General features: G+C 67.4%; 12 protein-coding genes. All 12 read right to left on the reverse strand.

The features are described 5' to 3' along the window. Window positions 1-306 precede the first annotated feature (306 nt). The 12 genes from AC07DO_RS13525 to AC07DO_RS13580 all read right to left on the reverse strand — a co-directional run bounded on the left by AC07DO_RS13525 (window position 307) and on the right by AC07DO_RS13580 (window position 21,370). The gene (locus tag AC07DO_RS13525) at window positions 307-4,398 is read right to left on the reverse strand and encodes an nSTAND1 domain-containing NTPase (RefSeq protein WP_479059345.1); all 4,092 of its coding nucleotides are present in this window, start codon (window positions 4,396-4,398) and stop codon (window positions 307-309) included. A 430-nt stretch (window positions 4,399-4,828) separates the two neighbouring features. Continuing rightward, entirely contained in the window at window positions 4,829-5,041 is a 213-nt protein-coding gene (locus AC07DO_RS13530) for a DUF4287 domain-containing protein (RefSeq protein ID WP_479059346.1), read from the reverse strand. 197 nt (window positions 5,042-5,238) lie between these two features. Continuing rightward, entirely contained in the window at window positions 5,239-5,523 is a 285-nt protein-coding gene (locus AC07DO_RS13535; protein WP_479059347.1) for a hypothetical protein, read from the reverse strand. 141 nt (window positions 5,524-5,664) lie between these two features. Next, the gene (locus AC07DO_RS13540) at window positions 5,665-5,793 is read right to left on the reverse strand and encodes a hypothetical protein (RefSeq protein WP_479059348.1); all 129 of its coding nucleotides are present in this window, start codon (window positions 5,791-5,793) and stop codon (window positions 5,665-5,667) included. Between the two features lie 238 nt (window positions 5,794-6,031). Further along, window positions 6,032-8,044, reverse strand: a complete 2,013-nt coding sequence (locus tag AC07DO_RS13545) for an N-6 DNA methylase (protein ID WP_479059349.1) — start codon at window positions 8,042-8,044, stop codon at window positions 6,032-6,034. Beyond that, on the reverse strand, window positions 8,032-8,649 hold the full coding sequence (locus tag AC07DO_RS13550) for a restriction endonuclease subunit S (protein WP_479059350.1): 618 nt from the start codon (window positions 8,647-8,649) through the stop codon (window positions 8,032-8,034). Before AC07DO_RS13550 ends, AC07DO_RS13545 begins: the two co-directional genes overlap by 13 nt. Window positions 8,650-8,756: 107 nt before the next feature. After that, a complete protein-coding gene (locus AC07DO_RS13555; protein ID WP_479059351.1) occupies window positions 8,757-8,969 on the reverse strand; it encodes a hypothetical protein in 213 nt (70 codons plus the stop codon). Between the two features lie 1,023 nt (window positions 8,970-9,992). Then, window positions 9,993-10,802, reverse strand: a complete 810-nt coding sequence (locus AC07DO_RS13560; RefSeq protein ID WP_479059352.1) for an SAVMC3_10250 family protein — start codon at window positions 10,800-10,802, stop codon at window positions 9,993-9,995. A 36-nt stretch (window positions 10,803-10,838) separates the two neighbouring features. Then, window positions 10,839-12,995 carry an NACHT domain-containing protein gene (locus tag AC07DO_RS13565; RefSeq protein ID WP_479059354.1) on the reverse strand — a complete coding sequence of 719 codons (2,157 nt, stop codon included), beginning with the start codon at window positions 12,993-12,995 and terminating at the stop codon, window positions 10,839-10,841. Between the two features lie 197 nt (window positions 12,996-13,192). After that, window positions 13,193-15,883, reverse strand: coding sequence for an ATP/GTP-binding protein (locus AC07DO_RS13570; RefSeq protein WP_479059355.1), 2,691 nt, complete (start codon window positions 15,881-15,883; stop codon window positions 13,193-13,195). Window positions 15,884-16,394: 511 nt separating this feature from the next. Continuing rightward, a complete protein-coding gene (locus AC07DO_RS13575) occupies window positions 16,395-16,874 on the reverse strand; it encodes a hypothetical protein (protein ID WP_479059356.1) in 480 nt (159 codons plus the stop codon). Further along, window positions 16,871-21,370, reverse strand: a complete 4,500-nt coding sequence (locus AC07DO_RS13580; RefSeq protein WP_479059357.1) for a DUF6531 domain-containing protein — start codon at window positions 21,368-21,370, stop codon at window positions 16,871-16,873. The genes AC07DO_RS13575 and AC07DO_RS13580 overlap by 4 nt, the downstream gene beginning before the upstream one ends. Window positions 21,371-21,372 lie beyond the last annotated feature (2 nt).

Below are 21,372 nucleotides of genomic sequence, written 5' to 3' on the forward strand. Positions count from 1 at the left end.
AAACGATCTCGTGCCTAAAAGGTAAAAGCGTCGACGCAAATGGAAGGGCCCGATCGCTGGCGACGGGGGATGCACCAGCGATCGGGCTCTGTTCCAACACTAACAAGGTCGAATGGATAGTGGGAGTCAACTCCGCGAATAAAGTATGGAGTTGTGATCGGGATCACGTACCCGGCTGATCGGCCGAGAAGGCAGGCAGGGTGCCCGAACGGGCAGGACTCTGGCCGAAAAGGCGCGGGCGCGGGTGGAAACGGACCGTCCGTTACTCTGCGCGCGGCGATCGGTTACTCGCCGCGCAGTGCCCCGTTACTCGTCGCACGGCGGCTCGTACGAGAGGCGGGGCAGATACTCATCCCATTTCTCCCGCGTGAGAACACCCCGAGTGGTCGAGCAAATACGGTTAACGGCTTCCTCGGTGTCCAAGTTCCACAACCGGACGGTATCCGTGCCGCTCGCCACCCCCAGCATGTCGCTCTGCGGGCTGAACGACAGGAAGCTGCCCATCTTGGTGTTGGGGCTCATCGACTGCCCGATGGGGGAGGTGTCGGTGGGGTCGGCGACGTTCCAGAGCCGCACCGTGTTGTCGTTGCCGCCCGTCGCCAGCTTGTGGCCGTCCTTGCTGAACGTCAGCGACACGACCGCGTCGGTGTGGCCCGCGAGGGAGGCGTCGAGCCGGACCGGTTCGCGCGGGTCGCCGATGTCCCAGAGCCGCACCGTGCCGTCGTCGCTGCCACTGGCCAGCGTGCGGCCGTCCGGGCTGTAGACGACTTGGTTGACGGGACCCTGGTGACCCTTGAGGGGCGCCTGGAAGGGCACGGCGCGCCGCGGATCGGTCACGTTCCACAGCCGTACGGTGCCGTCCGCGCTGCCGCTGACCAGGGTGCGCCTGTCCTTCCCGAACGTGAGGGAGTTGACGTACCCCTGATGGCCGGTGAGCGGCTCCCCGAGCCTGCGCGGGCGGGCGGGAGAGGTGACGTCCCAGAGCTGGATGGTGCGGTCGGTGTAGGGGGTCGCGAGTGTCCGGCCGTCCCTGCTGAAGGCGAGCGCGGCCGCGAACCGGGTCCGCAGCCGGACGGGCGGCCCGTAGGGGACGGGGTGCTTCGGATCGGCGACGTTCCACAACTGCACCGCGCGGTTACCCGTGAGCACGGCGAGCGTACGGCCGTCCGGTGAGAACACCGGCGCCCGGACGTTGCCCTCACCCGGCCGGAACGGCTTGCCGAGCGGAGCGGGCCGCTCGGGCCGCTCCACGTCCCACAGCCGTACCTTCTCGTCCCGCGAGGCTGTCGCCAGCACCTTCCCGTCCGGCCGGAACGCGCCTATCCGGCCGAGCATGTCCCCCGTCGAGATCGACCAGAGGCGGACCTTGTTGTCGCCGCTCCCGGTGGCGAGGAACCGCCCGTCGGGGCTGAACCCCAGGGCGTACATCTCCCCGCTGCTGCCCGCGAGCGGCTCGCCGACCTGCGACGGATGCGACGGGTCGCGGACGTTCCACAGGCTCGCCGTGCTGTCCGCGCTCGCGGCGGCGAGCATGGTGCCCGCCGGGTTGAACGCCACCGACCAGAGCGGACCGGTGTGTCCGGTGAGCGGCGTCCCGAGCGCTGTGCCGTGCTCCGGGTCGGAGACGTCCCAGAGCCGGATCGTGTTGTCGGCGCCGCCACTCGCGAGGGTGTTGTCGTCCGGGCTGAAGGCCACGGAGTGCACGGTGGTCGAGTGCCCGCGCAGCACCGTGCCGACGGGCTCGGGCCGACGCGGGTCGGCCGTGCTCCACAACCGGATCGTGCCGTCGTCCCCGCCGGCCGCGAGGGTCCTCCCGTCATGGCTGAACGCCACCGAACGCACGGCTTGGGTGTGCCCGGTCAGTGTGGCGATCCGCTTCGGCTCGCGCGGCTCGTCCACGTCCCACAGACGCACGGCCTTGTCCTCGTTGGCGGCGGCGAGGGTCTGCCCGTCGGGACTGAAGGCGAGCAGGTAGATGGCTCCGCCCTGTCCGGTCACGGGGCTGCCGAGGAGCCGCGGATTCCGCGGGTCCCGTACGTTCCACAGCCGGATCGTGCCGTCGTCCGACGCGCTGGCCAGTGTGTTGCCGTCCGGGCTGAACACCGCGGTGCTCACCCAGCTCTTGTGCCCGGTGAGGGGCTTGCCCAGCGGTTCGGGGCGCGTCGGGTCCGAGAGGTCCCACAGGCGTACGGTCCGGTCGTAGCTCGCCGTGGCGAGGAGCCGCCCGTTCGGGCTGAACGAGGTGAGGTAGACGGCGCCCTTGTGGCCGAGGAGCGGGGTGGCGAGCGGCGCGTTCACGATCGAGACCAGCCGGTTCCGGGTGCCCTCGTCGCCGGGCCGCAGCCGGTGGGCCACCAGGTCCAGCTGGGCGGAGAGGGACGGATCGGTGTGCTGGGCGCGGTCGGCCTCCGCGACCACCTGCTCGAACACGGCGTCGTCCCGCTGCTGTCGGGCGACGACCGCGGACACGACGGCGACCATCGCCAGGACGACGAGGGTCGCCACCGCGCCCCGGCTGATCCACACCATGCGCCTGCGCAGCCGTGCCGAAGCGGCGAGGAACTCCACGGCGCCCTTGGTCAGATACGTGTCTCCGGCGTCCCGGGCCCACTCCCGGGCCTGCTCGAGCCGAGACCCCCTGTAGAGCAGCGACGAGTCGCGATCGGAGTCCTCCCAGGACTTGCCGTCCTCCTCGAGCCGCTGCCGCAGCAGATGGTCGTTCCTGTCCTCGTCGATCCAGTCGCGCAGGCGCGGCCAGGCGTGCAGCAGCGCCTCGTGGGTGATCTCCACGGTCTCCGCGTCGAGGGTCACAAGCCGGGCGCGGACCAGCGCTTCGAGGGACTCCTCCGTCTTGTGCGGGTCGGTCGACTCCTCCGCGAGCTGCCGCCGCGTACCGCGCCGCCGGGTGGCCTGCGTGTCCTCGCCCAGCCGGACGAGCCGCAGCAGGAGCAGCCTCGCCGCCGTCCGCGCCGCCGGGTCGAGCCCGGACCAGGCACGCTCGGCGGTCGCCGCGACGGCCCCCTGGATACCGCCCGCCGCCCGGTACCCGGCCAGCGTCAGCCGCCCCGTCTTCCGCCGCTGCCAGGTGGCGAGCAGCGCGTGCGACAACAACGGCAGCACACCCGCGTCGTGCGCCCCGCGCGGCCCGTCCGTGCTCACCTCCCGCACGATCAGCTCGGCGAGCCCCGGCTCGAGTTCGAGCCCCACGGCCTTGGCGGGCCCGGTCACCGCCTTGCGCAGCTCGGAGCTGGTCAGCGGCCCGAGCACCATGTGCCGGTGCTGCAACGCATCGGCCAGCTCCGGATACCCGAGGCACTCCTCGTAGAAGTCGGCCCGTATCCCGAGGACGACGAGGGCCGGAGCGCGGTCGGCGCCCTCGGCGGGGGAACAGGCGGCGTGCAGGACCCTGATGAAGGCCCGACGGTCCGCTTCGTCGGGGCAGAGGGTGAAGGTCTCCTCGAACTGGTCGACGATGATGACGGGCACGGGACGGGCGGCCGCCTCCGGGCCGATGGACCCCTCCTCCTCGGCGGCGGAACGCTCGCCCCACGCCGCGATCGCCTCCCGCACGCCCTGCGCACACGCACGAGCGCCGTCGTCCGCTTCCGCACCCGGGTCGTCCTCCCCGGCGGGCAGGACACGGGCGAGCTCGGGGATGTTCCGGGTGAGCTCGGTCAGGGGATCGGCACCGGGTACGAGCTGAATGACAGGCCCGGCGACCCACGCACTGCCCGATTCCCGGGCCAGCGAGGCACCCCCCTGAAGGGTCGGCACCAGCCCGGCATTGAGGAGGGAGGACTTCCCGGCTCCCGACGCGCCCACGAGCATGACGAGACCGCCCGACTCGGCGGCGCGGAGCTGGGCGACGAGGGCGTCGGTGCTCCGCTCGCGACCGAAGAACCACTGGGCGTCCTGCTGCCGATAGGAGGCGAGCCCGCGATAGGGGCAGACCCCAGGAACCCCGGCCCCACCACTGCCGGCCCCGTCCCCACCCCCGCTCCCCGTCCGCTCCCCACTCTCCGGGGTGCCGTCGGGACCGGCTGCCGCGCGCTCGCCGACGGGATCGGCGACGGCGAGCTCCCAGAGGCGGTGCCACTGGGCCATGTCGTAGAGACCGGGGGACACGGGCGCGGGCCGCTCGCGGCGCGCTTCGGGGATGAGGACGTGGAGCACCGCGGCGAGGGCGGCGAACTGGGCCGGCACGTTCTTGGCCCGCCGCCAGTCACTGATCCGCTGGGCGGACACGCGTACGGGTCGCCCGCGCTCGTCGACCCGCTGGAGGCGGACGACCGCTTCGGCCACACGCTTGAGGGGCGGGTTGCCGGCTTCCTTGTACAGCAGCGCGAGACGCTCCGCGAAGCTTGTGCGTGCCCCTGAGTCGGAACTCAAGGCCTCCACCCCTTACTTCCGCCGCACTTGGTCATCCGGACCGGAAAACTCACTTTATACGGCTGACCTGCGGCGAAGGAGTCCGGACGGATCCGGTGCCTCCTCTGCGGGACCCGTAACTGGCAGGATCTCGTCGCAGTAGCGAACCCACCACGCAGCGTCCTGGCAGGTCATCGGCTCACTGCTCGCGAAGGCGGCTGACACCACCGATCGTTCTGAGCCTGGCTTGTACCGGAGTGACCACGGGACCGCCGTGTGGGCCCCGAAGACTTGTGCAGACGGCTATACCCGGACCGCATTCACATCGAACGCGGATCCGGATTTTCCCTGATCCGCGCCGATACGCGGGAGCACCACGGTTCGGCGCCGTCCGCGTCGATCGGTGCCGGTCCCCACGAGGGGAGGGACCGGCACCGATACGACGCGGAGAGTACGACCTCTACTCGCCGGCATCCTCGGCGAGCGTGTGAGCCACGAGCGCGTTGGCGTGCCCGTGCCCCATCGAGTACTCGTCCTTGAGCCAGGACACGAGCTCCATGTGCTTGCGCAGCGGCGAGGCCCGAATGACCTCTTTCCACTCGGCGACCGGCCGCCCGTACTTCTTCTCGATGGAGGGAAAGTAGGCGGCGGGGCCTTTGGGGGGCTGGGGCATGGCGGGGTCCTCTGCGTAGGTCTGGTCGTGACGGGTCCGACTGATCGTCACGGGTACGTCTGATCGTCACGAGTACAGACGAGGGCGGGCGCGATGACTCATCGTCGGGGGTGGGTGATCTGCACCACGGGCCTCCGGCGGTGCTGCGGGGGAATCTCGGTGGAACCACGGCGGACCCCGGGTGGGACCCCGATGAATCACACCTTTTTGACGACGATCGTGTCCGGGACGAGCTTCTCCAGGTCGTCCACGTCTGAGGTGAAAACGGTGACCTGCCCCTTCTGCCGTCGCGCGATCACGGCCAGTACGGCGTCGATCGCGTGCTTGTGGCCGTGCAGCTCGGCGTCGACGAGGAGCCGGCGGGCCTGGCGGGCCTCGTCCTTCCCGATGTCGGCGACCTGAAGCCGGGAGAGCACCCAGTCCCAGCGCTGCTCGGTCGTCCGGCCGTCGTACGCCTCGACCAGGGGCATCGGCGACGTCACCACTTCGGCCTCCCCCCCCCCCCGCCGCGAGGTCGAGCCGGGCGATCATCATCCGGTCGCCGCGCACTGCCATGGAGAGGGCTTCACGGTCCAGGACGAAGACACGCAGTGGCCTCTGCCCTTGCGCACCGGCTCGCTTCTTCACGCGGCCTCTCCGGCGTCGCGCTGTCCGGAGGTGCGGCGCCGCGCGTGCTCGACATCGAGCTCCTCCATCTCCTCGAGGGCTGCCGCACGCTCGTCCTCGGTTACGGGACCGTGCTCTTCCTGCAACCAGTCGACCAGTTCCAGAAGCCGGTCCCGACCGAGGGTCGGCCCCCGCCGCCGTCCGCCGTGCCCCCGGCACTCCACCCAGAGGCAGCCGAGAAGGTTCGTCTACTCGAAGCCGTCCAGCATCAACCAGACAGAGTGGGCAGCCGGTGCCGGTCGTGCCCGTGAGATTGCGCGGCACCCACGGGCGCTGTTCCCGGTTCCGCAGGTTGCCCCGCATACCCGCCCCAGAGCCAGACCGTCAGGACGGGCCAAACTTCTGCCACAGGGGCCCCAGTCGCACTGTGCCGACCGCGCGCTGCTCTTCCAGGTCGGACAGCGACGTTGCGTACCTGTCACCCCAGGAGATATAGTTGTCGACCAATTTCTGACGTTCGGTGGCCAGGGCTCGCCCCACGCGGACGAGCAAGTCGTTTTGCAACTCCTTCAGCACGAACACACGCGCTGTCGGCCCGGGCGCCGAGCCCGGCGCAATGCTTTGCTCTGCTTCCCAATGCCTGACGACTCCGAGATACCCGTGGTGCCCCAGGCTGCGCAGATCCTCCCGCCTGCCCTCCCACCAAGCAGCGAACACCCCGTCGAGCTGATATTTGTCCAACGGACCCTCTGCGACAAGTCGTTGACGGAACGAATCCATGAGCTCAGCGCGACATGCGGCAGTCTCTCCACTGCCTGCCAAATGGGTAAGGCGCTCCTCTGCCTCACACCACCAGGTGCGCGTGCACTCTATGAAACGGGCTTCTCGGGAGGCGGCGAGCTCGGGGATGGCGGCGGACGTTGCGAGACAGCCCTCGCGTGGGAAGTCGAAGTAGTGGGTGTCCTTGGTTTGGAACAGATCGGCAAGATTGATACCGAAGGACTGGAACATCTCTTCCTGTGCCTCGACCTCTCTACGAGGCACGCCTCCGTGGAGCGCAGCACGTACGTCCAGCAGGGGTGCCGCGGGCGGTGTGGCATCGACGTAACGCTGAATGTTGAGGTTGTAGTCGTTCGCTTCGATCTCCTCGATCGGTACGAGACGGGAGAAGCCCGGCACCTCAAGTCTGTTCCGGAAGGCGCTGACGATCTTCTCGGTGTGCTCCGGCTCGATCCGGTTCTGCGTGCGCCCTGAAACGACCTCGTTCTCAGCGTTGATGAACAGCACCTTGCCACGGTGTTCTCGTGCCGGGCCGTTCGAGCCGCGTAGGACGAGCACGCAGGCGGGAACGCTCGTGCCGTAGAACACGTTTGGCCCGATTCCAATTACGGCTTCGATCCTGCCGTCCTTGATGATCCCGCGGCGGATATCGCCCTCGGTACCTCCTCGGAACAACACGCCATGGGGGGTGACCACGGCGCCGATCCCGTCCGGACGCAACACTGCAAGCATGTGCTGGACGTTCATCAGGTCGGCCTTTTTGCCTTGCGGTGGGGTCACCCCGTACGACATGCGTTCGGTATGCCTCATCGCGTCCGCCGCATAATTCATGGAGAACGGCGGGTTGGAAAGCACTCGGTCGAAGCTCCGCAGCCGCCCATCTGTGTCCTCGTGAAGGGGATCGACCAGTGTGTCCCCCTGGAGGATCGATGCGTCGGACGCACCGTGCAGCAGTAGATTCACTCGCGCGGTGAACCAGGTGGCAGAGTTCACTTCCTGCCCGAAGAGGGGCAGGTCGACACTCCGATTGGTGTGTTCCTCGACGTACTGCCGGGCGTGCACGAGCATGCCGCCAGAACCAACGCACGGGTCATAAATGGATTGATCCGGCTCGGGGCGGACAAGCCGAACCATCATGTGCACCACGGATCGGGGGGTGTACCAGTCCCCGCTGCTTGCGCTGCCGGCCTCGGCGAATCGTCCGAGGAGGTGGTCGTAAGCGCGGCCGACAACATCCTTGAACTCCAGGTTGTCTTCGCTCAGCGAGACGCTACCGAAGTGCTGCATTAGTGCCCTGAGTTGACCTGATTGCATTCGACTTCCTTCGAAGTCGAATGTGTCAAGCAGGCCCTCCAGCGCCTTGCGCGGACGGCTGTTACCCAGCTCTTGCAGCGCTCGGTTGAGTGTTTTCCCCGGCCTCGATTCGTTGGACGCGACCTGGTAGAGCTGCCGGTACTCCTCGGTCACCTCGAGCACACCGGTCTGGTCTGCCGCCCACTTGAGGAGGAGTAGTCCCGAGATGGCGTGGCGAATCTCGGAGACGTCCATCCGGCCGCGCAGGATGTCGGCTGCCGCGACGAGATGCTTTTCCAGTTGCCTGACGGTCAAGAGTTCCATGTCGGCTTGGCTCCCCAGGCGAGCTCGTCGAAGACTGCCGGCCGCAGGGCCAACAGGCGATCAGCCATCTGCTGATGGATCGCTACCTGATTGTCGATGTCGGCCAGAGCGGCGATGACGGTTCGCTGCTGGTCCATGGGTGGCACAGCGATGTGCAGCTGCCTCAACGTCGCTGAGTTCAGAGAAGGCACCGTGCTCGGCTGGGCCAGCCTCAGTAGTGCTTTCTGTACCGGCGGATGCGAAAGGTATGTGGCCAGATACGCGGGGAGGATCACGCTGCAATTCGGCCTCAGACGCAAGCATGACGAACCGTAGATCCAGCCGGCATGCTCCGGCCCAATGAGCCCGAGGCGCCCGAGCGACCCTTGCCGAACGATGAGGAGGTCGCCTGTGCGCACAGTGAATCGGGCGAACTTGGCCGCCGCCGCCTCCGGAACCTTCCGCAACCGGCGTGTATCCACTCCAAGTGGGCCAATGAGATCGGGTGGAGAAATCACCGGCACACCGTCGGGCCTCTCGTGCAAATCACCTACCAGGCTTCCGGAAGGGCCTGCGGCCATCTCGCAGAGGTCCCCTAGAAGGACATGCTCGATCTGGGGTGTCACTGCGTTCTCCGTTCCCACCGGGCCGGTTCTCCTCTCTCTGCGCCGCCTCTGCGGTACGGGCCCGGGTGGGCCGCGGGCCTGCGTCACCGCGGCTCACCCGGTAACGATCAAGCCATACGCAGCCCGTGTCGCATTGAGCGACGGACGAACTGCTCCGCCGCAACGGTGAGCGCCGCGGTGGCGATCGCGAGCAACGCGGCCTTGAGGTCGAAGGGCGCGATGATCGCAACCGCAACGACAATGATCACCAGAAGCCGCCGCACTTCCTTCCTGGCGCGGGGCGGCAATCGCCGTGCATCATGGGTGTTGACGTTCCTCACTAGGGCGTCCTTTCTGTCCCCGTGCTGGAGCACGAGGTGACAGGGCGCCGTGCCGCCCGGCACGTTTTCGACCCGGCAGGGCGGCGCGGCGCAGTACCAATTAATTACTTCATGGCCTACTACACGCGCGATTTCGGCTGCCCAACTCTTCCTTCTCGTTGTCAACTCTAGCACCGCACCACTGTCGAAGCTAGCTTCGACAGTGGTGCGGTGCTGCTTGAGGGAAGGTGGCGACGTCGCAGTGGCACGATAAATACGCCCTAATCGGGCATTCCGTGGACGGGGGTCCGTCAAGGTGAGATTCGTGAAGATGGTCGGTACCCAGCGCCGGCTGGCGGCGGTAGTCGTCACTCGCACACGGCAACACTGTGATGTCCGGAGGCGGTGCCTCTCCACTGGCCCGGGGTCGGCACATGCCGGGCTTCCCGGAGGCCGCGCGGGTGAAGGTGATCGCGATTTGGGCGCGCCCCCCGAGCCCTTCAGCGCGAGCTGAACGGCGAAGGTCCGGCGAAGCCGCATGGCGGCGCAGTCGCCGTACTGGTTGACGTACGCAGTTTGCAAAGGCGGGGCCATCGACAGGTGGCCGGCGAGGAGCCTGATCTTCAGGGTGGCCCCCAGGGACCACAACGCACATCAGGCCCGGTGCTGATCTCTCAGTACCGGGCCTGACCTGGTGTTTCAGCTGTCGGGGTGGCGGGATTTGAACCCACGACCTCTTCGTCCCGAATGAGGTTCGGGCAAGATCCCTACCGGGTCGGATGGGAATAGTGCCTGGTCAAGGGGTTGGAGTGGGGTGCCCTCGCGTGGTCTGGACGGGCCTTTGGGAGAAGATCATCTCCCAGATTTCTCCCAGCCGGGCGCGGAGACGGGTCTGGGCCGTGCTCGCGCATCACGTTGCGCGAGCAAGTTTGCGCAGGTGCGGTGTCACGCGAGGAAGTGCTGGAGCTCGCCCAGTCTTAGGCGCGCGTCCGGCTCGGGACGATCCCTGCTGACGCGGACTGAGGTCGGTGGCACCGTGGAGGATCACAGACCGCTATGGTGCGCTGGATCCGGCAGCCTCCTGTTTCCCCAGCGCCGGTACCAGGACCTGATCGGTGTGAACCCGCCGTACTCGACGTACAGAGGGCTCGCCACGACAAGACGGCTCATCCACCTCGTGTCGTCCAGATGCATGACCACCCGGGCGAGGCCGGCGAGGCGTTGCCGCTGGTGGCGAGGGTGATGCGTGTCAATTACGCGGAACACCCAATGGGCCACTTGATCAGGGTCGTTGACCGACCAGGCGCGGCGCTCGGGATTCACGATCTCTGGAGGAAGGGTGGTCATCCCGTCCTCGTCACGGGAGTTGAGGAGCGTGATCATCTCGTGCAGCCAGCGGGTGCCGGACCCCATCCGGCTGTCGTCGCTTCCGCCCGTCGCGGGAGCGCACCGGTCGGTGAGGTGACACGCTGAGCCGCACAGCAGTAGCTCGACGGGCCTTGCCGAGTCGGCTTGAGGCGCATCACCCCCGAACAGGACGACATCGTCCGGGAGATCGGGTAAGGCGGAGTCCTCGTGCACTGTGCCGTAGCCCATCGGCATGTCGAACCGAATCCACTCGCCAGGTCGCACCGACCGGTCATGAATCCCTCCCGCCCGGCGCGCGATGTGCTTGATGACCTTGCCGAAGCGGACCGGCTCGTTAGTGCTTTCACCGTTGGGCGAGCCCGCCTCGATCCGCGCATTGACCACCGAGACATCGACGCCGAGCTCTGCGGCTCGCAGAGCGATCGGCTGCCCGTTGGGCATGAACGTGTCGAGCTTCGGTCGTGACAGGTAGAGCAGCTCTCGCATGATCCCCTCCGCGTATGTCGCGAACAACGTGACGATTCAGTCCTCCCCTGCGAGGTGCCGCCGCAGTTCGACATGTCGGAACTCATAAGTGCCGCCCACCTGTCGGAGTACGCCGCGGTGGTGCGCGTCGTCCAGGAAGGCGAGGAGCCGCAGAGGGGTGCGCCCGGTGAGGCCGTGCCCCAGACAGGCAAGGGCGAAGTGCCCGCACGCGGTCTGGCAGTACGCGGCGATGAAACCGACAGCCATGCCGAACCCGGCCAAGAGTAAGAAGACTTGGGCGACGGTGAGGAGTAACTCCCCGTACCCGATGCCTGTCTGGTCGAGCCTCGGCAGGCTGGACCAGACTGAGGGCGCCAGAATGGAAGAGAACGTCAGCGTGATGATGAGCGTCCAGGTCAGCTGGCATGCGAGAAATGTGCGGCGGTCCTGACGCAGCAGAGACAGCGGTGTCACGGGGCGGTCGCGGTCGGCTTTGCGGGGACGCCAGCCGCAGATGACGGCACCGAGACAGGCAAACAGGGCGGCGAAGACGACGTACGAGACAGGTTCTTCAGGGAGGGCGCCGGCCTCGACGTGCGTATGGGCCATGGCCGCGCCCATGAGTGCGCCGAAGCCGACAGGGATGGGAATCCACCGCCAGTGCCAGCCGAGTCCGGCCGCTGGGCCTCGGCCGGCTGTGGGATGTCTGAGAACGGCGTGACCGAAGCCGAAGAGGACGAGGGACGCGAACAGAGCGGAGGGAAGGACGTCGGGGTTCTTGACTCCGCTCAGAAGCCAGGGGACTGCCACCATGAGCGATATCGCCCACGCGAGGCGGCGCCGGATCCGTGGACCGAGATGGTGGAGCTGCCACCAGGAGAGGTCGGTCCCCGAGCCAACGACGGACGCGGTGGCCCGTCGGTGGCGGGCCAGGTGGCGCAGAGCACGATCGGCCCGCTCGGCGGACCACGGGGGCTGCTGTTCTGCCCTGCTTTCCCGGTACACCGCCGGAAGAAATGCTTCGAAGAGGTAGGTGCGCAGGGTGAGTTCGTCTCGGAAACGGGTGGTGTCGAGGAGTTCGCCCGGCGATGCCCCGGGCGTTAGTGCCGCCCGTTCGTATGCGGTGCGGCACAGAAAGAGGGTCAGAGGGCTGCTCAGGGCGGCGCCGACTGGGCTGTCCGTGCCGAGGCTCTGCTGGAGTTCGTCCCAGTCGCCCTCCTTCTGGCGGAGGTACTTCGCGGCTTGGTCTGCTGGTACCGGCAGCAGCTCGATAGCCGCGGCGCCAGGGAGCAGATGACGGCCCGTGCCGTCCGGCGCCTCGACTGCTTCACGGTATTCGTCCGGGCGGCTCACGAGCACCAGCGGCCGCTTCGCCCGCAGTGCCGCGCTGATCTTCCGCAGCACGTGACGTCGTGCGCCGAGTGGCAGTTCGTCGAAGCCGTCGAGGACGGGCACGATCAGGCCCTCGTCCAGGAGCGCGTCGGCCCGACGGACGCGCCTGCCGTGGTTGCGTGGTGCGAACGAGCGCAAGGAGGGTTCGATCCGGATCAGGTATGACGCCATCCATGCGTCCAGATCGGGCCCTTCCAGCGGCCAACTCCCCAGCGGAATACGGACATGGACGGGACCACCTGCCGAACGCTGTCCCAGCATGCCGTGCAGTAGGCGCTCGACCAGTACTGTCTTCCCGGATCCCGCCCGACCGAGGATGACGAGGCGACCTGTCGGTATCCGGTCGCGCAGGATCTGGGCGAGATCAGCGCCCTCGCCCGCTAGTTCGTCCCCAACAGCGGGAGGCGCCACAGCGTTCGGAGGCTGTTCGGCCGCTGACTCCCACGTTGCGGCCACTTCGCGCACGGCGGCGAGATCGAGCGAGAGCCCTGAGGTGTCGCTGCGCCAGGCGACCGACAGAGCGTGGTCGTCGTTGAGCCGGTGCAGGTCCTCAGCGGCTTCCCAGTGTTGACGCATCCGCCGGGCCACCAGGTCGGCGCTGGCGCTCAGCGGCTGCTCACGTTCCCCCTCCCGTCGGCCGTCGAACTGGGACCAGAAACCCCACGCGATGGCCACCAGTGCCAGCGCAACCCCGAGTCGGCCCGTCACATCCCCGTCTTCGAGGCCCTGCTGCTTGGCACGGTAGGACCACAGGAAGGAGGCGATCCCCGCGCCCGACGCCACGGCCAAGAGCGTCAGAACGATGCGTTGTGATCTGCGCATGCCAGTGATGCTGCCATGGGTATCGGGACGCGGACGGGGGTTCGTGCGATCGGTACCTCGTGCCGTTCGGAGAGCGCAGCAGATGCAGCCGAGGGGGCACACCAAAATCGCATCAGGGGACGTGTCCGCCGTGGTGGACGAGGGCGCGTAGAGAGCGCAGCCAAGGGCGTGCCCGGCGCCGCACATCGCCACGGTGACTACGGCGCTCCGGTGGCTGGCCTTGGTGTGAGGTGAGCGCGTCGGTCGATGACCATGCTGCGCCATCGCTGGCGCACCGTCTGCTGCTCGTCGAGCCACTGCGCGCGGGAGGGGTTGTCGAGTGGAAGGTCGGCCATGAAGTGGGCGATGTCGACGTAGTAGGCGTAGTAGCCCTCGCGGGTCAGCTCACGGAGCCGGCTGATGCTGGAGGCGACGCCCGCCTGGTCGTCGCGTATGGCGTGGTGGAAGGCGCGTGCCAGCTCCAGCTTGGCCTGGACGAAGCGCAGCCCCGACGTGCTGATCTCTGCCGCGAGTACCTGTGCCCGGTCCTCGACTCCCGTGGCGGTGCCGGCGTCGCGCAGAAGCGTTGCGATCCGTACGTCCAAGGTCGCGGCGCGCAGGTCGACCTGGGCCAGGAGGTGTTCACCGAGGTCGATCTCGTCATTGATGACGGGGTCGGTCGTGAAGGCGAGGGTGAAGGCGCGCATGGCCTGTGACATGGCTGCCTCCCCGTTCTTGCCGTGCTCTTCGGCCTCCGTGCGTGCCGCCCCGAATGCCTGTGCGGCCAGGGGCATGTCGCCCTGCACCCAGCGCACGTCGCCAACGACGCGGTGGTGCCGCCCTGCCCAGCCCAGGTGTTCGGCGGTCTCAAGAGCGGTCGGGAAGTCACCGGCGAGCCGGGAGAGATGGGCGAGCCCGCGGCGTGCGTTCGGCGCAAGACGTCCTCCACCGGCGGCGACCAGTTGCATTCCCTCGCGGGATCCCTCGGTGCGTCCGAGGTCGCGCTGCGCCTTGGCCCGGTAGTAGACGGCCATGTCGGACAGCTCCGCAGGCAGCAGGCCGGTGTCCGTGACCGCGACCAGGCGTTCCACGGTGCGAGCCCTGTTCTCGTGCTGTCGGCGGGCGAGCGCGCTGAGCAACTCCACCAGTGCATCGGCGGCCGTAGCCGGGGTGCCTGCCGCCTCAGGGCTGTCGGCCAGGTCGAGCGGCTCCCACACGGAGTCGCTCACGTAGGTCCATGCGGCCTCGGTGAGCCAGCCGAGGTCAAGGCGGTAGTTGCGGGCGATGGCCAGTCCCTGCCGCAAGCAGCCGACAAGAAGCAGCCGGTCACGATCCGAGCCGTCCCTCCACTGCTCTCCCAGAGCGGCAAGGGCCCGGGTGGCGGCTTGCTGCCAGTCGGCGGGCGACCATCGGTCGTCGGTCTGGTCGTCGGCGCCCCGGATCGTCGCGCGGATGAGGGCATGGAGGTGGTAGGGCCACAGCCCGAACGGAGTCTCCCGAACGAAGGGACGCTCAATGAGCCGCAGTGCCGGCGCTTGTTGGGGCAGGCCCGCGGCCCGGGTCGCCAGGGCGATGTCGAAGGAGGAGAAGAGGCTGACGGAGCGCAGCACGTGGCGCTCGGGGGCGGTGAGGTCGGAGAGCGTGCGGGCGATCAGCGCCGGGAAGTCGTGGTCGAAGTCGGTCGGCTGTGGGGTGTGCCCGCTTCGACGGAGCTCCAGGAACCTCATCACGGAGAGGTCCAGGTACAGCGGCAGACCGTGCGAGCGCTGTCCGATCACCCTGCGGATGGGGTCGCTGATGAGGGGGCGGCCGTCTGTAGAGAGGCGGCGGGCGAGGTAGTCGTCGCAGTCCTCGAAGGAGAAGTCACCGATTAGCATCTGCCGTTCGGGGCCGGGGGGAGGGAACTCGGTAAGGGCCTGGGGGATGTCGTGGGCAGACAGGCCGGGCCAGGCGGTGGGGCCGGTGAAGTCGAGCTGCCCCTGGAGTGCTTCGTCTGCCCACTGCAGGCGAGAGCGGCCGGTGATGACGAAGAAGGCGTTCGGCATCAGCCACACCAGGCGCTGCAGGAGGCGTTCGAAGTCTCGATGGGTGCGGTCCCCAATCTCCTCGAAGGCGTCCAACAAGATCACCGGCGTGACCCTCTTCCCGACGGGTAACCGGGCGAGCTCGAAGGCGAGCAGGTGTGGGTAGTAGGACAGGGAGTCCAGATCCGGCTCACTCTCCAGGAGGTCAGCCAGGCGTGCGCAGCCGGCGAGCGCACGCACGGTCTGCCGACGCTCGCGCAGCGCTCCGACGAGCGCCCCGGTCACCTGCCCGACCGCGGAGCCCACTGTGCCAGGCAGCAGCAGCATCTGGGCGACGTCGGCGAGCGCGGACTGCATCTGCTGCGGCAGCGCCCTGCCGAACCGGGCGGCCAGGCCGCCGCGGTTGAGGAAGTCCTCCAGCGGCTCCCCCGGATGCTGGTGCTCCCAGTAGCGGCGCAACGCCAAGTCGAAGGCAGACAGAGGTTGGCCGATCTGGGCCAGCGCGAGGCGGAGGCTGAGCACGACCTTCTCGAAGTCGGGATTCGCGGAGCGTGCGAGATCGATCCGTACCGGCAGGATCCGCGCCCCGCCCCATTCGAGGGCACCCCACTGGGCGGGGCGCTGCCCCGGGTCGGCGAGGGCCGCCTCGAACTTGCGCGACAACGTGGACTTCCCGATACCGCCGACCCCGTGGAAGACCACCACGTTGTCCCGGGCGGCCTCCAGGTCCTCAGGGTCAAAGGCAGGGGTGCTGACATGCCGCAGGTGCTCGGTGAGCGCGGCCACCGCGAACTCCCACTGCGCCTGGCGGTTCGTGAACGCCTCCGCAGTTCTCAGCGTGCGGTCGTTCGTACTGAACAGCGTCCGCAGATCCCGCCCTGCCACATCAACCCCCGAACGAAGATCACCTAGGTGTCAACTTATGCCCGCCCAGTTCCTGTTGGGGAAGAATTCCCGAAGACCGCTGCGCCCGCACCAGTGCGAATTTGCCACCGGGGATGAAAGGACAGGGTCGCTGGTCGGTGAATCACCAGGCTGCGGTGCTTCATCCGGTTCCATCGAGTCGTCCCGGACAGGCCCTCAACTTCCCTGCTGGCCGAGGGATTTACCCGCCGCCTGCTCCCGGCTCACCCCCGCCACCACCCTGCACCGCTGGTGGCGAGCCTGGACGGACACCGACCCACCACCCGCAATGTGAAGGACGGCGATTTTCCCCACCCTGAACGCCATGAAATGGGACATGGGCTCAGCCCAGGTGGGGAATTACGCCGACAGGATCATGTAGATCGTGGGGAATTACGCCGTCGCTTGACGCCGAACTCCAGGCCCTGATCGACGCGGTCGCCACCGGCAGACCCCTTGGTCTCTACCACTGCGTTTAGCGAACTACCGGTAACTACCACTGCCTCTTTCTGGGCTTGGTCCAGAAACCCAGAAAGAAGTAGATCCACCAGGCGGGGTTGATGAAGTTGATCCAGTTCTTTCTGTTCTTGAGGTGACGTTCCCAGTAGGCGTCTTGTTCCTCCACGGAGCCAATAAGCCTGGCCGGGCAGTGGCCAAATGTCGGAACCAGGTCGCGAGTTGTCGACGGAAGGTGCATGTGCAGAACGTAGACCATCCATCCGCCATGCGATTTGGAGAGCCCTGATGGCCTGACATCAACTCGCGCGCCATTGCAGCAGATAGTTACTCCTTTCGGAGCCAGCTCCGCCCGAATGGATCGCAGTGCCTCGAAAACGTTGTCCCCGCTGGCCGCGGCTTCGACACCGCCAGGCGATTCCAGTCGTAGGTGCCAGGGGCCTTCGCCTTCGACGGCCACCTTCCATTCGACTTCCCGGCCGCCAACTTGGACGTAAAGTGGGATGTCTTCATTCATTGCCTGTATCCCGAGTTCTCGATGATCTCGCCGGTGGGCCTTGCGTAGCGCCATCGTTCCGCGCGGACGATACTACTCGGATCGATGTTCCGGTAAATCACTTCTCGTTCGGTCGGGAATCCGGTACCGCGTATCCAGGATCGAATGGCGCCGCCCATTGCCCGGTTCACATCGACGCCGTATCCGTTCCCGCGGATCTCGTATACCCATGTCCCACGGCCTCGGGCCGACTGCGGGAAATTGCCAGCCTGCATGGCGCTCTTGCTCGTACCTACCCAGTTCGACGGTGTGTCGTAGAGCGCGTACTGGCCGATATCTTCGTTGGTCCCCTTCGGGTGGAAGCCGTTCTTGAACATCTCCTCGGGAGATCGCAGATCTCCGCGGAACACGCGTTTCGGGTTGACCACGGCTCTGCGGCGGACGTTGAAACTGTCCGCCACGTCTTGCCGACAGGGTGCGAGTCCCTCCGGGTCAGTCGCCGCCAGCGGGTTGTGGACGTAGGTGAGGGGGTTGGGGGCCGGCGAGAGGCCGAGTGGGTCGGGGCTGGTGTAGCGGGCGGTGGTGGGGTCGTAGTGGCGGTGGTGGTTGTAGTGGAGGGCGGTTTCCACGTCGGCGTACTGGCCGGGGAACCGAAGCGGGGTGTACGCAGTGGCGTCGCTGTTCCAGGTGGTGGAGCCCCACAGCGTGGTCTGTGTGTGCCAGGCGATGTCTCCGTGCTCATCGACGAGTTCGGTGGGGGTTCCGACCAGGTCGGTGACGATCGCGTAGAAGCGAGCGTCGACCTCTTCCTGTGGTGAGGACGGCGTGAGTTTGCGCTCGAGCTGGGTCAGAGGGCGATAGCCCTCGTGGTCCCAGGTGAGGACGGTTCCGGTGGCGGGGTCGTGCTGTTCGGCCAGGACGGGGCCGTCCCAGGCGAAGTAGAGGGACTCTCTGGGGGTTTGGTCGTCGCCTGCCATGCGGTGCTTGGCCGTGCGGCGGCCCAGAGGGTCGTAGGTGTAGGTCCACACCGTGCCGTCTGGGGTAGTGCAGGATGTCAGGCGGTCTTCCGCATCCCAGGTGTAGTGCCATACGTCTGGGGTGCGGGACAGGCGTGTTTTACGGCGGTGGGTTATGCGACCTGCGGCGTCGTATTCGTAGTGGATCTGCCCGGCTGAGCGGAGGCGGGTGCCAGCGTAGGTGCGTTCACCGCGCGCTTCGGGGTCGGATGAGCGGTCCGGCCAGTGCGCTTGGGTCTGGTTGCCTGCGCTGTCGTATGTGTAGGTCTCTCTCCAGCCGTCCGCGGTGACCTCGGTCGGGCGCCCCACCGGGTCGGCGTTGAAGCGCCGTACTGTCCCGGTGAGTTGGTCGGTGATCTGGGCGAGATGGCCGTCCACGCGGTAGTCGTAGGAGCGCTGGCGGAGGGCGCCCCGGGCAGTGGTGAGGGAACGGCTAGTGAGGCGGCCCAGCTGGTCCCAGGCAGAGGCAAGAGTCACGTGGCCGGAGGCCGTGCTCAGGGTGCGTTCGCGTTCACGGCCGATCTCGTCGTGGGTGAAGGCGAGTGTGCGGCCGTGTACGGCCAGTTCGGTGCGGTTTCCTGTCGCGTCGTAGGACAGATGCGTGACAGCACCAGAGGGTGTGGTGCGCGAGGCGCGCTGCCCCAGGGCGTCGTAGGTGTAGCAAGTGGAGTGGCCGTCCACCGTCTCGGAGAGCACCTGGCCCAGGAGGTCGTACTCCCGCGTCAGCGTCGAGGAGGGGGACGTCGCAGAGGTCAGAAGACCTGTCGCGTCGTACTCGAACCGAGTCGTGACGCCATTGGCGGTCTTGGCTGTGAGATTGCCGAGTGCGTCATAGGTATGGGTGATTCTGTCGCCCAGGGGCGTGGTTCGTGCGAGCAGTTGGCCGACGGCGTCCAGTTCGTAGTGCTGTTCCCTGCCGTCGAAATCAGACTCAGCGACGAGCCGACCTGCGGCGTCATAGATGTAGTTCCAGTTCAGGCCCTGAGGGTTGGTTACCTGGGTGACATGCAGTTCGGTGTCGTGGGCGAATTCGTAGCGTGCTCCGTCCGGGCCTGTGCGGGCGGAGAGCAGGTCGAAGTGGGTGTACTCAAAGCGGGAGACCGCGCCCGTGGCGTCGGTGTGGCTGGTGCAGTTTCCTTCGCCGTCGTACGTCCACGACTCGGTGGCGCCGTCCGGAGAGATGCGGCGAGCCAGGTGACCTTCGGCGGTCCACTCCTGGCGGATCGTTGCTCCGGTGGCGTTTGTGATCGCGGTCGGCCTGCCGAAGTTGTCCCGCTCGTAGCGGGTCTCCGCTCCCAGTGGGTCAGTGATCGAGATCGGGAGTCCGGCGGCGTCGCAGTGGATCGTCGTGGTGTTGCCCAGTGGGTCGATCACCGCAGTGGGGAGGCCGTTCACGTCGTAGGTGAAACGGGTCGTCTGCCCGGCCGGGTCGATGATCGCCGTACGGTTGCCGCGCTCGTCGCAATCCTGCCGCCAGACAGCGCCTGTGGGGCCGTGCACCGCTACGGGCAGGCCGAGGTCGTTGTACTCCGTCCGTTCCTCGAGTCCATCCGCTCGTTGGATCGACACGAGGTGCCCGTTCTCGTCGTAGGAGAAGCGGGTGATCTGGCCGAGCGGATCAGTGACGGCAACCAGCTGGTGCAGGTCGTCCCATTCCTGGTGTACGGACTGCCCGTGAGGATTCGTCTCGCGTATGAGGCGGCTGGCCTCGTTGTGCTCGTAGCGGGTCTCGTTGCCCAGCGAGTCGGTGACCGTGGTGGTTCGCGTCGTGTCGTCGTAGGCGAGGGTGCCGGCGAGGAAGCCGTCGCTGCCTTCCGTGCGGACAACCCGGCCCCGGTCGTCGTAGGTGTAGTGGTAGGCAGTGTTGTTGCGGTCGGTCCAGGAAGTGATGCGGCCAGCTTCGTCGTAGGTGAAACGCAGCGGAATCCCAGAGGAGTTGGTGACCTCGGTGAGGTGGCCCTCGTCGTTATAGCCGTAGGAGACCAACAGCGTGCCCGTGCTGTCCCAGGGCTGGTCCGGGCCGAGCAGACGCACGGCGCTGATCCGCGGCAGATCAGGGTGGCAGTCGAGCTTGAGTCGGTAACCGCCGCTGTGGACGAGCCCCATAGGAGTGCCATCGGCCTCGTAGTGGATGGTGATCCGTTGGCCGTTGCGGTCCACAATGGCCTGCAGGGGTAGGTCGACGGCTTCCCCATCCGCCGTGGGATGCGGTGTGTGGAATACGTACCCGAGCCCGGATACCGGATCAGTGACGCGCAACGCGCCATCGACCTCGGTGTCCCAGGTGAGAGGCAGTCGCCCCCCAGACTCAGGGAGAACCGGTCCGTCCGTGTCCGGGCTCAGTCCCGGGTAGATCAAACGGGCGCCGTCGGGTGCGGCGTAGATGAAGCCCTCGTCGTCGGCCTGCAGACGCTGATCGAGGGTCGAGGCCCACGAAGGGCCGAACCAGCCGCCCCACCGGTAGGAGGAGATGTGGGTGCGTTCCAGGACCAGCGGCAGGGCAGCCGGGAGCTCGACGTCGGTCTGCGGCAGCAGCATGTCACCGGTGGCCACGTCGATCGGGTCGAGCTTGACCTTCTTGAGCGCGGCCCGGATGGAGGCGGGCAGTTTCTCCCACTCCGAGGGGCGCAGCTTGAGCCGGGACAGGCCCGAGCCGTCCAGCTTCAACATCTTGCCGAGCCTGTCGAGTTCGCTGGGCTTGAGCTTGCCGAGGCCCTTGCCGAGAACCTTGCCCAGACCGCCGATGCCCACTCCGAAGGCGGCCCCCAAGGCCAGGGTCTCCGCCAGTTTGTCCGGGTCCTTAAAAGTCCCCGGATCCCGTAGGGCAGCGTCGAAGGCGGCGAACTTCATGCCCTCGCCCGCGAGTTTGCCGGCCTTCGCGATCGTCTTGATCTCGCCGAGGGCCTTCAGCGCCCGCTCCAGGCCGCGGATCGCCTCCATCACGGTGCGGATGACCGAGGCCATGCGGGTGCCGGACTTCTCGATGCGGCCGATCAACACCATGATCTTCGCGGCCCGCGCTCCGGCCGCGAGGTTCCCGGCGATCACGGACAGGCCGCCGGTCAGCACCGACAGGGCCAGGCTCGCGATCTCGAACTCGGCGATCTCCGCCAGGATCACGCCGATCTCGGTCAGCAGCTCGTGGGCCTCGTCGGCGAAGTCGTCCAGCGCCTTGGCCCCGTCCCGCAACGAGTCGGCCATGTTGGTGGCCTGCGTGCGGGCGGTCTTGGCCCGCTTGTGGAGGGCCTTGGCGGCCTGGCCCTCCCACTCCAGATCCTGGAGCGCCGTCTCGGCGTCGTGAGAGGCGGCGTCGAGGCCCTTGGCCAGGCCCCGCCATTTCTTGGCGATCTCCCGGATGCCGTCGGGGTCGATGAGCGGGTCGGTGATGCCGAGGAACTCCAGGCCGCTGGCGAGGGTGTCACCGAAGGCGTGGTTGGCCTTGTTGATCCATTTCAGCGGGTTGAGGTCGTCGGCGTCGATGCCGGGGATGTCGAAGCCCATGG

Source organism: Streptomyces sp. NPDC045678, assembly GCF_056432085.1.

Excerpts from the sequence above, each read along its gene's own strand:
- AC07DO_RS13580 (WP_479059357.1), bottom strand. The coding sequence starts at position 21,370 with ATGGGCTTCGACATCCCCGGCATCGACGCCGACGACCTCAACCCGCTG.
- AC07DO_RS13560 (WP_479059352.1), bottom strand. The coding sequence starts at position 10,802 with ATGCGAGAGCTGCTCTACCTGTCACGACCGAAGCTCGACACGTTCATG.
- AC07DO_RS13545 (WP_479059349.1), bottom strand. The coding sequence starts at position 8,044 with ATGGAACTCTTGACCGTCAGGCAACTGGAAAAGCATCTCGTCGCGGCA.
- AC07DO_RS13575 (WP_479059356.1), bottom strand. The coding sequence starts at position 16,874 with ATGAATGAAGACATCCCACTTTACGTCCAAGTTGGCGGCCGGGAAGTC.
- AC07DO_RS13565 (WP_479059354.1), bottom strand. The coding sequence starts at position 12,995 with ATGCGCAGATCACAACGCATCGTTCTGACGCTCTTGGCCGTGGCGTCG.
- AC07DO_RS13530 (WP_479059346.1), bottom strand. The coding sequence starts at position 5,041 with ATGCCCCAGCCCCCCAAAGGCCCCGCCGCCTACTTTCCCTCCATCGAG.